This window comes from Corynebacterium sp. ED61, assembly GCF_015233855.1.
In the GTDB taxonomy this organism is placed as follows: Bacteria; Actinomycetota; Actinomycetes; order Mycobacteriales; family Mycobacteriaceae; genus Corynebacterium; species Corynebacterium dentalis.
Genome location: NZ_JADGIT010000004.1, coordinates 84,838 through 99,896 on the forward strand (window position 1 = coordinate 84,838; position 15,059 = coordinate 99,896).

Genomic DNA, 15,059 nt, shown 5'->3' on the forward strand with positions numbered 1-15,059 from the left:
CACAGCACGGGCGCGCAAAACGCCGCCGGGTGCCAATCTGGGCGTGGATCCTGGTTGCCATCGTGGGCATCGCGGGAGTCTCCTATGGCGTGGACCTGATCATGTCCGAAGGTCGCGTGCCCCGCGGAACCACCGTGGGCGGCGTAGCCATTGGCGGCATGACCGAAGAGCAAGCTGAGCAGCGGCTTCGCATCGACTTGGGCGATGAGGTGCGCGAGCCCGTCATCGTTAATGCCGGCAATATGTCCAGCACCATCCAGCCTTCGCAGTCTGGGCTGCAGGTGGACTGGGGTGCGACCGTGGATCAGGCGGGCAGGCAGCCGCTGAATCCTATCGAGCGCGTGCGCAGCCTGTTCGAAGAGCGTGAAGTGGGCATCATTTCCGCAGTGGCCGATGGTCCCTTCAATCGTGCGATGGATCGTCTCTCCCGTGATCTGACTCGAGATCCGAAGAACGCGGCACTGGCCGTCAATGATCTGGGCAAACCAGACGTGACCGACGATGAGCCTGGACAGACCATCGAAGCAGAGGAGCTGCGGGAAAAGGTCTTGAGCGAGTGGTTGAGCACCAACCACACTGTTACCGGTGAAGCCGAAGTCACAGAGGCCAAGCTCACCACAGAAGATACGGACGAACTGATCCGGGACGTGATCAACCCCGCCACCTCGGCGCCCATCACCTTCTTCGGTCGCGACGAAGTCAAGGGTGAAATCAAGCCCACCGATATGGGACGCATCCTGACTTTTGTTCCGGACGTTCCGGAGAACAAGAAGCCGGAATTGGCCGAAAGCCTCAAGCCGAGCTGGAATAACGAGGCAGCCCAGCAGGTTTTGCAGGAGCAGCTCGGTTCCACAGAAAAGGAATTCCGCAATGCGAGCTTCAGCCAGTCCGGCGGATCGTTGAGCGTGATTCCTCACCAGGACGGCGTGCAGATCAAGTGGGAAGAGACCCTGGGCGATATTTCCGATAAGGCGCTCAACACTGACAAGCGCAATTGGCAGGTGGTTTACGAGGACAAGGCGGCAACGTTCACCACTGACGAAGCGGAAAAGGCTTCCTTCGACGAAGTGATGGGCGAGTTCACCACGGGTGACTTCTCCGGTCCTTCCGGAGTGAACATTGCCCGTACCGCGGAAATGGTCAACGCCGCCTACGTGTTGCCCGGCGAGACCTTCAGCCTCAACGGTTACACCGGCCCGCGTGGTACGGCGCAAGGCTTTGTGGAGTCTGGAATTATCATTGATGGTCACGCTTCCGAGGCCGTCGGTGGTGGCATCAGCCAGTTTGCGACCACGCTGTATAACGCCAGCTACTTCGCGGGTATGGACGACGTGGCACACACCCCGCACTCCTACTACATCAGCCGCTACCCGGCTGGGCGCGAGGCGACTGTGTACGAAGGTGCCATCGACCTGCAGTTTAAGAACCCCTTTGACGTTCCGGTGCAGATTGAGAGCTTTGTCAGTGGCGATTCTGTCACCGTGAAGATCAAGGGCAAGAAGCAGGTGGAAGTGGAATCCATCCCTGGTGGTCGCACCAATCCGACGCAGCCGGAGAAGCGCACCGTGGATAAGGACGATCACTGTTCGCCGTCCTCTGGCGCCCCTGGTTTTACGACGACAGATACGCGCGTGATCAGGGATCTGAATGGTCAGGAGTTGTCCCGAGAGACGCAGACCACCGTGTATGACCCGCAGCCGATTGTGACCTGCGGGTAGCGCGGGTGTAGTTTCCGCGCATGTGCTGGCGGCTGGTGCCATAGAAAATCTGCCTCCGATCAGTGTTGATCGGAGGCGGATTTTTGATTCACGGGCGGCGAGCGCCGCGGGTGAGTCAGCGTAAGAACTTAAACGATGATGCCGCGGTTCTTCAGCTCGTTGGCGATGCCGATGCCGATGCCAACGACGGTGCCGGTGACAGCAGCGATGGTGCCCCACTTGAAGATGGGAGCCCATGCTGGCTGGTTCTCGGTCTGGGTGGAGCCGAAGATGTCCTCGCCGGACACGCCCTGGTCAGCGCCCAGGATGTTACCGATCTTCCACAGGAGGTTGGAGGAACCAGTAGCGGAATCCTCGTTGGTGGAGCCCTCGGTGGTGTTCTCGGAGGAGGACAGCGCAGCGGAGGAGTCAGGGGTCTCGGTGTTCTCCTGTGCGCCTGCAACTGCGGTGCCGGACAGGGTGATTGCGGAAGCGGTGGCCAGAGCCAGTGCAGCCTTGCGGAAGTTGTTCATGAAAATATTCCTTCTCTTATTCGTGGTGGAAAGTGGTCCGCTGAAGCTATTACTTAGCGAGGAAGTTGGCGTAGATGAAGTTGGCTGCTGGAGCAATGACCAAGCCGAAGATGGAGGCGGCCACGCCTGCAACACCTACGCCGTACATCAGCTGAGCCCAGAGCGGCTGGTCGCCGAATCCGGACTTGTCGGAGCCGAAGATGGCACGAGGATCAGCTTCTTCGCCGAATTCCAGGGCATCGCCCAGGGAGCCAGCGGAGGAGCCGGTCTCGGAGAGGTTGACGTTGGACTCTTCGTTTGGCAGGGCGCCGCCGTCCTGAGCACCAGCGACGGTCATTCCGCCAAGTGCGACGGTGGTGGCGGTGGCGATGGCCAGAGCGGAGTTACGGAGCTTACGCATCTTGGTAAACCTTTCAGGTGAGATGAATGAAAGCCGAAGAATGCGAAACTTATTTAGAACCAGTCTTTCCGGGAGGTTCTTCGCATCCTGACAACAGGAACAATACAGCTAAATTTCAGATATCGCACCAAAAAAGAAAAATTGATTGTTGTGCATTGATGGGCCAGAGATGCTCTCTGAGTTTCTGCTAACAAGGAAGCAAGAATGCTGTTACTTAAAGTTCACCTCCATTTATACCGCAGTTCTTAATAACTTCATTAACACTTCCTGAATCTTAATTCAGCACATGTGAGATGAGGTTTTGTGTGAGATGCAGGGAAAACGCCGATTCTCGCCGAGGTAATCTTAATCTATCGAAGGCTGCAGTTTTAACAAATTCTTAGGTTTAAACCCGAAAAAAGAACCTTGCATTGTTTAACAGAATGCAGAACCTTAAAGCCCTTCTTGAGACTGTAAAAATCTGGCAGGCCTTCGGTGGTGATTCAAATCACGAGGGGAGTTCGCTAAAAAACAGAATCCTTACCCCCCCAAATGTGCAGCATTTTTACAACGCTGCGCAAAAGTGGGCCCATGGCTCATCGGATCGCACCAATTCCCCATAGTCCGGAAGCCAGAATAGTGCGCACGGTATCCTAGGGTTGTGCTTTTATCTGATCGAGACCTCACAGCAGCCATCGAGGCTAAGCGCCTCGTATTGGATCCCTTCGATGCATCAATGATCCAGCCTTCAAGCATCGACGTGCGCCTGGACGGCTTTTTTCGCGTGTTCAATAACTCCAGGTACACGCACATCGATCCCAAGCTTCCGCAGGAAGAGCTGACCACCCTGGTGGAAGTTGAGGGTGACGAGCCTTTCATTCTTCATCCCGGCGAGTTTGTTCTGGGTTCCACGCTGGAGCACTTCTCCATCCCGGATGATCTCGCGGGACGTTTGGAGGGGAAGTCCTCGCTGGGTCGGCTCGGTTTGGTCACTCATTCGACGGCAGGCTTCATCGATCCGGGCTTTACCGGCCACATCACGCTGGAGTTGTCTAACGCGGCAAACTTGCCGATCGCCCTGTACCCCGGCATGAAGGTGGGGCAGCTGGCGATCTTCAAGACGACCAGTCCGGCAATTAATCCTTATGGCTCCGGCCCATTGGGATCCAAGTACCAAGGGCAGCGCGGTCCCACCGCATCCAAGGCGTACTTAAATTTTCAGAACTAGGCACGTTTTGAGCCATTCGGGGTAGGCTTGAACAGTCAATCTTTTGGCGCACGGACCATCCATCTCACCCCTTGAGGGCTCATTGTGATCACCTTTCAGAACGTCAGCGTTCAATTCCCCGGCGCCAGTGGCCGCGCGGTGGATCAGTTCAGTCTTGAAGTGCCCACCGGTCAGACCACCGTCTTCCTCGGTAGTTCGGGCTGTGGCAAGACCACACTCATTCGCTGCGTGAACCGGATGGTGCAACCGACCAGCGGCATGGTGCTCATCGATGATGAAGATGTCTCGGATCGACCACCGATCCAGCTGCGCCGCTCAATCGGCTACGTATTGCAGGATGCGGGTCTGCTGCCACATCGCACCGTGGGATTCAATATCGGCACGGTGCTGCGCCTCAACGGCGTATCCAAGGCGGAAGCAGAAAAGCGCGCACGGGACACTGCAGCCCAGGTGGGACTCACCGAGGAGCAGCTGGCCCGCTATCCGCACGAGTTGTCGGGTGGCCAGCAGCAGAGAGCAGGCGTGGCTCGAGCGCTGGCAAGCGATCCCAACATCCTGCTGATGGATGAGCCCTTCGGTGCCGTGGACCCGATTGTTCGCCGCGAACTTCAAGAGTTGATGCTTGAGTTGCAGGAACGCCTGCACAAGACGGTCATCCTGGTTACCCACGACGTCCGCGAGGCCTTCACCCTGGGAGACAATGTGGTGCTGCTACAGGAAGGCGCGCACATCGCGCAGCAGGGACCTCCGGAAGATATCGCCACCAAGCCAGCCAATGACTTCGTCCGCAGCTTCATTGGCATCGACGATTCCACCTACCGAGTCATGACCGTCAACGGCCAAGACGTGGTGGTTGATCAGTTTGGTGCGGTTATTGGGCCATTGGAACGCTCATGAATTGGCTGACCACCAATTGGGATACGGTGCTGGATTTGGGGGTGAGCCACCTGTGGCTTGCCTTGCCACCAATCGTGTTGACCTTCTTTGTTTCCTTGCCGTTGGGCTGGGCCGCCTATCGCCTCTCGGCGCAGAATACGTCGCGGAAATTTCTCGACGGCGGCGCGATCATCATCGGCTTGACCAGCATCCTCTACGCCATTCCTTCCTTGGCGCTGTTTCTGCTGCTGCCGATGATCTTTGACTCTCCGATTCTCAGCCCATTCAACGTCATCAGCGCGCTGTTTCTCTACGGGATGGCGCTGCAGACTCGCGTGGTCGCGGAATCGTTCACGGCGGCGTCGGCAACACAATCGGCGGCCGTAGGCGCATCGAGTGCGCTTGGCTACTCAGAGGGACAACGGATTTGGAACGTCGAGCTGCCGCTGGCAGGGCCAGGCATTCTGGCGGGCATGCGAGTGGTCAGTGCGTCCACCATCAGCATGGTCAGCGTTGGAGCGCTGGTGGGTGTCAGTAGCCTCGGCGATCTGATCACTCAGGGGTTCCTACGCAGTTACCCGGAGCAAATCATAGTGGGAACGCTGGCGATCGTGGTGGTGGCGCTGCTCATGGACGCGATTCTGGTTGTTTTAGGGCACATTTTGATGCCGTGGCAACGAGTTCTGCGGGAGGCCGGTCATGCTTAGCGATTTCTTTAATGCCACCGTGGGCCAACGAATATGGGAGCACGTGTGGCTCTCACTTCTGGGCCTCGTTCCGGCGATCCTCATCGCGGTGCCGTTGGGGCTGTTCATCGGGCATACCGGGCGAGGCCGTGCAGTTGCCGTGGCCATGTCCGGCGGATTGCGCGCAATCCCTTCGCTGGGTCTGCTGACTGTCCTAGCGTTGTTCTTGCCGGGCGGGGCGGTGGATCGGGCGTGGCTGCCATCTATGATCGTGCTGCTGATCTTGGCCATTCCTCCGATCCTGGCTGGCTCCTATGCAGGCGTGCAGCAGATCAAGCCAAGCGTCATTGATGGCGCGCGAGCCACCGGACATTCGGAAATGCAGACTCTCCGCTCGGTGGAGATTCCGCTGGCTCTCCCACAAATTCTCGATGGTATTCGCAGCGCAGCAGCCCAGGTTGTGGCCACTGCCACGCTATGCGCCTATATCGGTGCGGGTGGCTTGGGCAGGTATTTGATCGATGGACTGGCTCAGCGCGATACCCACATGATGCTGGTGGGCGTGGTGTGGGTCATCGTGCTGGTCATCATTTTGGAGGCGATGCGCATGCTGCCACCGCATCCGCCGGAGCAGTCGTCGACGCGTGTCGGGGAAGCTCAGGGAGACCGGCGCGGACTCCCGTTGTTGGTGGCCGTGCTGAGCGCAGTCCTGGTGGTGGCCATTGTGGCCGGGGGAACCGTCTTTGGTGGAGCGCGCAGCGGGGACACAGTGCGCGTGGGCGCAGCAAATTTCCCGGAAAGCGAAATTATCGCTCAGATCTACGTGCAAGCGTTGGAAAAGCAGGGGATCCACGCAGAACTGGTTCCTGGGATTGGTGCGCGCGATGCCTACCTGGCAGCTTTGGAAAACGGTGAGATCGATATCGTTCCGGAATACGTGGGCAACGTGGCGCAGTACTACGCAGAATCCCCGGGAGCGCCGCAGGTGGATCTGGGTCCAGGCACAGACACTGAACAGGCCGTCTCCGCTTTGAACGAGGTGCTTCCCGCAGGCCTGAGCAGCGGTCCAGTGGCACCCGGCGAGAGTAAGGACAGCTATCGCGTGCTGCCAGAAGTTGCGGAGCAATATGGCCTACAAACCTTGGGAGATCTCCGCAAACTGGTGGCGGGCAATGGTGGATCACTGAAAATCGGTGGATCGCCCGAAATCGAGACCCGCAGCTATGGTCCACCGGGACTGGCCTCCGTGTATGGGGTTCCAGCGGAGAGCATGCAGTTGGTGCCTATCAGCGATGGCGGAGGCCCGCTGACCGTCCAGGCTTTGTTGGAGAAGTCCGTGGATACCGCCGATATTTACACCACCACGCCGGTGCTCGGGCCAAACGGCCGGGAGGTGGAACTGGTGGAGCTGCAGGATCCGAAGCTGTTGATTCTCCCGCAGAATGTGGTGCCGCTGTCCCGCGAGGACAGCATGACGGAGCAGATGCGTGAGACCTTACAGAAGGTGCAGGACAAGCTCACCACGGAAGAGCTCAAGCAGATGAACTTGCGCAATTCCGGCCCAGAGAAGGCGAACTCTTTGCGTATCGCACGGGATTGGTTGAAAAACAATGAAGTGAGCGCCGAAAACTAGGCCGAGAATAGGTTTTGCTTAGCGGCCCTGTGGGCTAGGCAAAGTAATGACTAATCATTTACCTTCGTTTCACCGTTAATTCACTTGCGCTCGGTAGCATCAACACCTATGCGTATGACTGTGTTTGGCACGGGATACCTGGGCGCTACCCACGCCGCCTGCATGGCGGAATTGGGGCACGACGTGCTAGGTGTGGACGTGGATGAGGCAAAGATCAAGTCCCTCACGGAAGGCAAAGTTCCGTTCTTCGAACCCGGCCTTCCAGAGCTGCTGCAGCGAAACCTAGATAGCGGGCGATTGGGGTTCACCACGGATTACGAGGAAGCCGCGCAGTTCGCCAACGTGCACTTCATCGGCGTGGGCACTCCCCAGAAGAAGGGCTCTTATGCCGCGGATACCACGTACGTCCGCGCTGTGGTGGAATCCTTGGCGCCGCTGATCGAGGGCGAGCACCTCGTGTTGGGAAAGTCCACCGTTCCCGTAGGAACCGCAGCACAGCTGCAGTCCTTGGCAGACGAAAATACCAACGATGGCGCTTCTATCGAGGTGGCCTGGAACCCAGAGTTTCTGCGTGAAGGTCACGCAGTCAAAGACACTCTGCGCCCAGACCGTATCGTCCTGGGACTTCATGAAGGCGGCAACGCGGAAGCACTAGCCCGCGAGGTATACGCGGACGCTCTGCAGCAGGACACCCCTTTCCTTGTCGTCGACCTTCCCACGGCGGAGCTGGTCAAGGTCTCCGCGAATGCCTTCCTGGCCACCAAGATCAGTTTCATCAACGCGGTCAGCGAAGTCTGCGAGACCGTGGGTGCGGACGTCACGGCGCTGGCAGATGCCATTGGCCTAGATGAACGCATCGGTCGCAAGTTCCTCGGCGCTGGCCTGGGCTTCGGCGGAGGTTGCTTGCCCAAGGACATCCGCGCTTTCATGGCGCGCGCCGGCGAGCTGGGCGCAGACCAAGCAATGTCCTTCCTGCGCGAAGTAGATGCCATCAACATGCGGCGTCGCGAGAAGATGGTCGAACTAGCACGCCAGGAACTGGGCGGCTCCCTGTTGGGTCGAAACGTCACCGTGCTGGGCGCAGCCTTCAAGCCCAATAGCGACGACGTCCGCGATTCACCTGCCCTGAATGTGGCCGGATCCCTGTCTCTCAGTGGTGCCGCGGTGACGGTCTTCGACCCAGAAGCTATGACCAACGCACAGCGCTTGTTCCCCACGCTGAACTACGCAGAATCCATCGAGGAAGCGCTGCGCGGCGCGGAGATCGTACTGGTTGCCACCGAATGGAAGGAATTCCAGGAGCTGGATCCGGAATGGGCTCGTACCCTCGTGGCGGGCGAGCCAGTGCACGGAAAGCCCATCGTGATCGACGGACGCAACTGCCTGAATACCGAGGCATGGAAGTCCGCAGGTTGGGAGTTCCGCGCTCTGGGTCGCGGTTAATTGAATTAGCCCAACGGTGTCGCTAGGGCATACGAAAAACGAAGCAGTCCAGCGAGAAACTCGCTGGACTGCTTCGTTGCTTAGTACTTCAGTGACCTACCACGCAGGTGCATCGTTCATGCGCAGCTCGGAGTACTTCGCCTCCGGGACGGAGGAGGTGTACGGCCGGCCCTCTGGCTGCCATGAGTGATCCTCGCTGCACTTAACATTCTGGTTGTTGCTATCCAGCATGGTGAATCCCCACGCCAACTTGCCCTGCTAGTGCGCAGGCAACTCATAGTGGCCGTCCACCTGGTTGAGCTTCCAGTACACCTCGTAGACGTAGGAGAACCCGTACTGCTGGGTTAGGTACTTCGCCAGCTCGCCTTCTCCCTTGACCTTTGCGCTGGTCTCGGTGGTCTGTCGGCGAAACGTGGTCACCGGGTGTGTGACGGGAACGCCTTCGTCATTCCAGCGCTGTGGCAGCTGGAAATCACCGGGGAACGTGCTCGCTGCTGCGTCTGCAGCTCGGCGAAGAATGCACAAATTATGCGACAATCTGCAAATAGTGGTGAATAACACAAAACCCGCCCGAGGTCTACCCTCGAGCGGGTGCGTTTTGCGAAACCTGCCCTTAGTAAAGGCATGTTTCGTGACCGAGCATTACTGCTTGTAGCTGGACAAAAAGTTGCCCAAACGCTCGATAGCGCGCTCCAGATCACGAGCCCACGGTAGGGTCACCACACGGAAGTGATCCGGGGTCGGCCAGTTGAATCCGGTACCCTGCACCATCTGAATTTTTTCTGCACGCAAGAGATCGAACATGAACTTCTCATCGTCGTGAATCTCATGCACGTTCGGGTCCAGCTTCGGGAATGCATACAGCGCGCCCATAGGCTTCACGCAGCTCACACCGTCGATCTCGTTGAGCTTCTCCCACGCGGCGTTGCGCTGCTCCAGCAGGCGACCGCCCGGCAGCACCAGGTCATCAATCGATTGCCGGCCGGAGATCGCCACCTGGATGGCATGCTGTGCCGGAACATTCGGGCACAGTCGGGTGCTGGCCAGCAAGGTAATGCCCTCGATCAGACCCTCCGCGTGGTGCTTCGGGCCGGTGATAACCATCCATCCAGCACGGTAGCCTGCTACGCGATACGCCTTGGACAAGCCGTTATAGGTGATGCACAGAAGATCTGGGCAGAGGCTGGCGATGTTGATGTGCTTGGCGTCGTCATACAAAATCTTGTCGTAAATCTCGTCGGCCAGGATCAACAAAGAATGCTCCCGAGCCACGTCCACAATCTTCTGCAACACTTCGCGGGAGTAGACCGCGCCCGTGGGATTATTCGGGTTGATGACCACGATTGCCTTGGTGCGCTCGGTGACCTTCGCCCGGATGTCCTCGATGGACGGGTTCCAATCATCTTCCTCGTCGCACAAGTAGTGCACGGGCTTGCCGCCAGCCAGGGATGTCGCAGCGGTCCACAGTGGGTAGTCGGGGGAGGGGATGAGCACTTCGTCGCCGTCATTGAGCAGCGCCTGGGTGGTCATCGTGATCAGCTCGGATACGCCGTTGCCCAAGTAGACATCTTCCACGTCAAACGTGGGGAAATCTGGGATGACCTCATAGCGCGAAAATACCGCGCGACGTGCGCTGATGATGCCCTTCGATGTGGAGTAACCCTGCGCTGTAGGCAGCGCCGCAATCATGTCGCGCATGATCACATCCGGCGCCTCAAAACCGAACACGGCAGGGTTGCCAGTGTTGAGCTTGAGGATGCGGTGGCCATCCGCCTCCATACGTTCCGCCTCGGAATTAACCGGTCCGCGGATTTCGTACAGAACGTTTTGCAGCTTGGTCGATTGATCAAGCGTGCGCAGTTCGCTGGGTCGAAGGGGTTTACTCATTCTTCCCATTGTGCCAGTTGGTCGAGGCGGAATCTAACCCTTGGGAGGGATTTTCCGAATTATGAGACGGAACAACTAACCGTTGCCACCGGCATTACCTGTGTCGTTGCCGCCACCGTTTCCGGTTCCTGCGTCGCCGCCAGAGGTGGGCGTGGGCTCCGGTGAGGGGCTGGGATTAGCGGATGGGGCAGGAGGTGCCGAGGTAGTAGGTGCGTTCGGGGCAGAGGGCTCAGGCTTGGGGGAATCCGACGGTTTTGGCTTGGAGCTGGAAGGCTTCGGCTCGGAAGTTTGGGGCTCCTCGGTGGACGGCTCAGCCGGCGCCGGGGGCACGTAGTACTCCGTGTAGACCGAACCGGCAGTGCCGTCACCGCCGCCAATCTCTGGGGCATCGTCCCATTTGCCGGTCGTTGTCGCGGCCGGGTGCGGAGGAGACAGCGTGGTGTCTCCTCCGGTGAAGGAGTCCCGGCCCACGTCCAGGGTCTTCATCATGAAGAAGGCCAGGATGGACAGCAGAATCGCCATGATGATGCCCACGCAGACCACCCATGCCCAGATAGGCATGATGCTTTGGGCTTTGTCCATAAACCGGTCAAAACGGGAAGATTCTTGCTCTTCAGTGGCGGTTTCTGAACCGGAGGTACTCACGGTGGCTTCAGGCTTCCTTGTTTCTTCCGGCAGGGTCTTTTTCTCCTCGCCGGGTTGAGATTGGGGGTTACCAGCGGACATCTGCGGGTCTCCCTTACGCATATTCGACGGCGAGCTTCCTAAGCGGCAATGCTCTGGCCTGCAGGCCAGAATCGGCATTACCCAATTCAACTCATGGTAGTCCACGGGAGGCGTGGAATCTGAGTTTGGGGACGGCCGTCCTGTCCAAAGGTGCGGAGTTTCAGACTGCGAAACTATCTATTTTTGGCTGGTCACAAGCGCAATCATCTCCTTGCGCGCTGCTTTGGCCTCGCGTGATTTTGTGAGGTGGAACATGTGCACTCCACCCGCTTGGGGATGCAAGGTGGCAGAGATTCCGGCTTCGTTGAGGCGGTCGGTGAGCGCGGTGGCGTCGGGAAAAGAAAGATCCCTGTCCCCGCACCACACGTCCACCGTTGCGCCGGCCAGGACTTCCTGCCACCTTTCCACCGGGAGGTTGAGCGGGGAGACGGTGGGATGCGCGGTGGCGTGACCTGGGTCCGTGATGCCCGCGTGCACGAGGCCCTGGGCCCACAAGTTGCCTTGAGGTCGTAGTTGGGTGGGATCGAGGATGGGGTCAGCGTCCTTATATTTTTCGACGCCAGGGTTGCTCAAATCCAAGTCCACCCACGGTGCGTTGAGTATGAATTGCCGGGGCGCGGGAAGGCTGGAATCTGCAATAAACGTGCCGAGGGCGAGGCTGCCACCGGCGGAATCAGCGATGAGGGAGATATTTTCTGGACCGTGATCTTCGACCAATTGGGCGTAGACGGCAAAGATGAGATCTAAGCCGTGAGTGCAGTTGTAATCCGGGATGAGGCCGTACAAGGGGATCTCTACGCGAAGCCCGGCCTCGGCCATCTGGGCGATGAAATCCCAGTTCCGTGCCTTGATTGGCTGGGCAAAGCCGCCGGGGATTAAGTACAGCACGGCTTGGGTGGCAGCATCCGCGGCGGGGAGTTCGCCGAGGGAATCAGCGTGTGGATCGTAGTGGGTGATGTCCGTGGCGCTGGTTTCCGCGAATTTCATGGGGGCCACTGAATAGACCTCGAAGCCGTTGACTTCGCGGGAAGACACGGCGAAGTGCTGCCGGAGCGCGTGGGGTGGCTCGGCGGGGAGGGTGGTCTGTGGTTCGGAGGAATCTGTGGAGAACAGAGAGGCGAACCGATCCAAAAAGCTCATGGTCCTAGGTTAATTGAAAACTCTTGGAGGATATCGCTGCAGGTGGGAAGGGGTTGGGAAAAATTTTTGGAAAAAGTTGAGTGAATCGGGAACAACTTTGGGTGGCCGTGAGTTGTATAGGATGTCAGCTAGTTGAGCTGGACGGACTCAAGTTAGTTTGACGCAAAGAAAATTTTGCGGATACTGGATGTCAGTACTTGAGTCTGAGGCACTAAAGGCTCAAATAAAATACACCGTTCACTTACATAGGAGGACAAAGAAATGGGACGCGCAGTAGGCATTGACTTGGGAACCACCAACTCTGTGGTTTCCGTATTGGAAGGTGGCGAGGCAACCGTTATCGCCAACTCCGAGGGAGCACGCACCACCCCTTCCGTGGTCGCATTCGCTAAGAATGGTGAAGTTCTCGTCGGACAGTCCGCCAAGAACCAGGCGGTCACCAACGTCGATCGCACCATCCGCTCCGTCAAGCGCCACATGGGCACTGACTGGACGCAGAACGTCGACGATAAGGATTACACCCCACAGGAAATCTCCGCTCGCACGCTGATGAAGCTCAAGCGTGACGCTGAGTCTTACTTGGGCGAGGACGTCACCGATGCGGTGATTACCGTTCCTGCATACTTCAACGACGCTGAGCGTCAGGCAACCAAGGAAGCTGGACAGATCGCAGGACTGAACGTGCTGCGCATCGTCAACGAGCCCACTGCGGCTGCACTGGCTTACGGCCTGGAAAAGGGCGATAAGGAGCAGACCATCCTGGTCTTCGACCTCGGTGGCGGTACCTTTGACGTCTCCCTGCTGGAGATCGGCGACGGCGTGGTAGAGGTTCGCGCTACCGCTGGTGATAACAAGCTGGGTGGCGATGACTGGGATCAGCGCATCGTCGACTGGCTCGTAGAGAAGTTCAAGAGCGCCAATGGCATCGACCTGACCAAGGACAAGATGGCTCTGCAGCGTCTGCGCGAGGCTGCTGAGAAGGCAAAGATCGAGCTGTCTTCCTCCCAGCAGGCAAGCATCAACCTGCCGTACATCACGGTGGACGCAGACAAGAACCCACTGTTCTTGGACGAGACCCTGACCCGCACCGAGTTCCAGCGCATCACAGAGGATCTGCTGGAGCGCACCAAGGTTCCTTTCGAGAAGGTTCTCAAGGATGCCGAGGTAGATGTCAAGGACATCGACCACGTTGTGCTGGTGGGCGGTTCTACCCGTATGGCTGCAGTTTCCGAGATGGTCAAGGACCTGACCGGCGGCAAGGAGCCAAACAAGGGCGTTAACCCAGACGAAGTTGTTGCCGTGGGTGCCGCTCTGCAGGCCGGCGTGCTGCGTGGCGAGGTCAAAGACGTGCTGCTGCTGGACGTCACCCCTCTGTCCCTGGGCATTGAGACCAAGGGCGGCGTGATGACCAAGCTCATCGAACGCAACACCACCATCCCAACCAAGCGTTCGGAGACCTTCACCACGGCTGAGGACAACCAGCCTTCCGTGCAGATCCAGGTCTTCCAAGGTGAGCGCGAGATGGCTGCTCACAACAAGCTGCTGGGATCCTTCGAGCTGGGCGACATCGCTCCAGCCCCACGCGGAGTTCCACAGATCGAGGTCACCTTCGATATCGACGCCAACGGCATCGTCTCCGTGTCCGCCAAGGACAAGGGAACGGGCAAGGAGAACACCATCCGCATTCAGGATGGCTCCGGACTGTCTCAGGAAGAGATCGACCGCATGGTTAAGGATGCCGAGGCTCATGCAGACGAGGACAAGAAGCGCCGCGAGGAGCAAGAAGTCCGCAACTCTGCAGAGACCATGGCTTACCAGACCCGCAAGTTCGTCACTGACAACGAGGACAAGATCTCCGAGGAGCAGAAGAACAAGGTCGAGGATGCTGCCAAGGCTGTTGACGAAGCCCTGAAGGGCGATGACATCGAGGCCATTAAGGATGCAGTGGAGAAGCTCTCCGCTGAGTCTCAGGAGATCGGCAAGGCCCTCTACGAGCAGGAAGCTGCAGCAGATGCTGAAGGTGCCGCTGCAGGCGACACTGAGGGTGCGGCAAACGAGGACCCTAACGTAGTCGACGCAGAGGTTGTCGATGAGGAGGATGACAAGAAGTAATGGCTGAGACTGACTGGACTGACAATCCAGGCGACCCATCCGCCACGGATGAGGAAACCTTGGATGCGATGGAAGCCAACGACGTAAACCCGGAACCTGCCGACGTTGATGCCGTGGACCAAGAGGTTCAGGACATTCTCTCTGGAGAGGAAGGCGCTGAAGAAGACGCTTTTGCGGATGCCGTTGCTGACGAGCAGGAACTCGCTGAGGAAATGGATGAGGAAGACCGCCTGCGCAAGCAGGTGGAGGAAACCACTGATGACCTCAAGCGCGTGACTGCTGAGTATGCCAACTACCGCCGCCGCGTAGAGCGCGATCGCGTGGCAGTAGCGGATAACGCCCGCGCAGATGTGGCAGACAAGCTGCTGCCTCTGATGGACGATCTTCAGTTGGCAGAATCTCACGGAGATCTGACCGGCCCGCTGAAGTCCACCTACGACAAGCTTCAGGCTGTGCTTGGTGGTCTGAAGGTCGAGGCCTTCGGCGATGAAGGTGACGAGTTCAACCCTGATCTCCACGAGGCCGTGCAGGACACGTCTTCCGGCGAGGTCAAGGTGCTGGGCACCGTCTTGCGCAAGGGCTACCGCCTGGGTGACCGGGTGCTACGCACCGCGCTGGTGATCATCACCGATCAGCAGTAAATAGCTGTTTAGATCAGGAAGGGCTCCTGCCGGCAATGTGCTGGCAGGAGCCCTTTGTTGTGTAGGAATGGAGCGCGT

General features: G+C 58.5%; 15 protein-coding genes. 8 read left to right on the forward strand and 7 right to left on the reverse strand.

Annotation, left to right across the window (positions count from 1 at the left end; all coding sequences use genetic code 11):
- Positions 1–101: 101 nt before the first annotated feature.
- A complete protein-coding gene (locus IM764_RS05810) occupies positions 102–1,718 on the forward strand; it encodes a VanW family protein (RefSeq protein WP_228073470.1) in 1,617 nt (538 codons plus the stop codon).
- A gap of 128 nt (positions 1,719–1,846) precedes the next feature.
- Here IM764_RS05810 and IM764_RS05815 read toward each other — a convergent pair whose 3' ends face one another.
- Both IM764_RS05815 and IM764_RS05820 read right to left on the reverse strand, forming a co-directional pair.
- The gene (locus IM764_RS05815) at positions 1,847–2,230 is read right to left on the reverse strand and encodes a hypothetical protein (RefSeq protein ID WP_099298212.1); all 384 of its coding nucleotides are present in this window, start codon (positions 2,228–2,230) and stop codon (positions 1,847–1,849) included.
- A gap of 49 nt (positions 2,231–2,279) precedes the next feature.
- Positions 2,280–2,630, reverse strand: coding sequence for a hypothetical protein (locus IM764_RS05820; RefSeq protein ID WP_099298211.1), 351 nt, complete (start codon positions 2,628–2,630; stop codon positions 2,280–2,282).
- Positions 2,631–3,270: 640 nt separating this feature from the next.
- On the opposite strand from IM764_RS05820, the gene dcd reads away from it, so the two are divergent.
- The 5 genes from dcd (at position 3,271) to IM764_RS05845 (ending at position 8,475) form a co-directional block, all read left to right on the forward strand.
- Positions 3,271–3,837: a dCTP deaminase gene (dcd, locus tag IM764_RS05825; protein ID WP_194187255.1), complete on the forward strand. Its 567-nt coding sequence runs from the start codon at positions 3,271–3,273 to the stop codon at positions 3,835–3,837.
- A gap of 84 nt (positions 3,838–3,921) precedes the next feature.
- Positions 3,922–4,734: an ABC transporter ATP-binding protein gene (locus IM764_RS05830; RefSeq protein ID WP_194187256.1), complete on the forward strand. Its 813-nt coding sequence runs from the start codon at positions 3,922–3,924 to the stop codon at positions 4,732–4,734.
- The gene (locus IM764_RS05835; RefSeq protein WP_099298208.1) at positions 4,731–5,420 is read left to right on the forward strand and encodes an ABC transporter permease; all 690 of its coding nucleotides are present in this window, start codon (positions 4,731–4,733) and stop codon (positions 5,418–5,420) included. The genes IM764_RS05830 and IM764_RS05835 overlap by 4 nt, the downstream gene beginning before the upstream one ends.
- Complete coding sequence (locus tag IM764_RS05840) at positions 5,413–7,032, forward strand: glycine betaine ABC transporter substrate-binding protein (RefSeq protein WP_099298207.1); 1,620 nt, start codon at positions 5,413–5,415, stop codon at positions 7,030–7,032. The genes IM764_RS05835 and IM764_RS05840 overlap by 8 nt, the downstream gene beginning before the upstream one ends.
- Positions 7,033–7,140: 108 nt before the next feature.
- A complete protein-coding gene (locus IM764_RS05845; RefSeq protein WP_194187257.1) occupies positions 7,141–8,475 on the forward strand; it encodes a UDP-glucose/GDP-mannose dehydrogenase family protein in 1,335 nt (444 codons plus the stop codon).
- Positions 8,476–8,571: 96 nt separating this feature from the next.
- On the opposite strand, the gene IM764_RS10470 is transcribed toward IM764_RS05845, so the two are convergent.
- From IM764_RS10470 to IM764_RS05865, 5 genes are all read right to left on the reverse strand, one after another.
- Positions 8,572–8,706 carry a hypothetical protein gene (locus IM764_RS10470; RefSeq protein WP_255510458.1) on the reverse strand — a complete coding sequence of 45 codons (135 nt, stop codon included), beginning with the start codon at positions 8,704–8,706 and terminating at the stop codon, positions 8,572–8,574.
- A gap of 27 nt (positions 8,707–8,733) precedes the next feature.
- Positions 8,734–9,012, reverse strand: a complete 279-nt coding sequence (locus tag IM764_RS10365) for a hypothetical protein (RefSeq protein WP_228073434.1) — start codon at positions 9,010–9,012, stop codon at positions 8,734–8,736.
- A 105-nt stretch (positions 9,013–9,117) separates the two neighbouring features.
- On the reverse strand, positions 9,118–10,371 hold the full coding sequence (locus IM764_RS05855) for a pyridoxal phosphate-dependent aminotransferase (protein WP_288802107.1): 1,254 nt from the start codon (positions 10,369–10,371) through the stop codon (positions 9,118–9,120).
- Positions 10,372–10,437: 66 nt separating this feature from the next.
- Positions 10,438–11,109 (reverse strand): hypothetical protein, encoded by a 672-nt coding sequence (locus tag IM764_RS05860; RefSeq protein WP_099298204.1) that lies wholly within the window; start codon positions 11,107–11,109, stop codon positions 10,438–10,440.
- 156 nt (positions 11,110–11,265) lie between these two features.
- The gene (locus tag IM764_RS05865) at positions 11,266–12,228 is read right to left on the reverse strand and encodes an alpha/beta hydrolase (protein WP_194187258.1); all 963 of its coding nucleotides are present in this window, start codon (positions 12,226–12,228) and stop codon (positions 11,266–11,268) included.
- A gap of 261 nt (positions 12,229–12,489) precedes the next feature.
- On the opposite strand from IM764_RS05865, the gene dnaK reads away from it, so the two are divergent.
- Both dnaK and grpE read left to right on the forward strand, forming a co-directional pair.
- Complete coding sequence (gene dnaK, locus IM764_RS05870) at positions 12,490–14,340, forward strand: molecular chaperone DnaK (protein ID WP_099298202.1); 1,851 nt, start codon at positions 12,490–12,492, stop codon at positions 14,338–14,340.
- Entirely contained in the window at positions 14,340–14,981 is a 642-nt protein-coding gene (gene grpE / locus IM764_RS05875; RefSeq protein WP_194187259.1) for a nucleotide exchange factor GrpE, read from the forward strand. The genes dnaK and grpE overlap by 1 nt, the downstream gene beginning before the upstream one ends.
- The last annotated feature ends 78 nt before the right edge of the window (positions 14,982–15,059 follow it).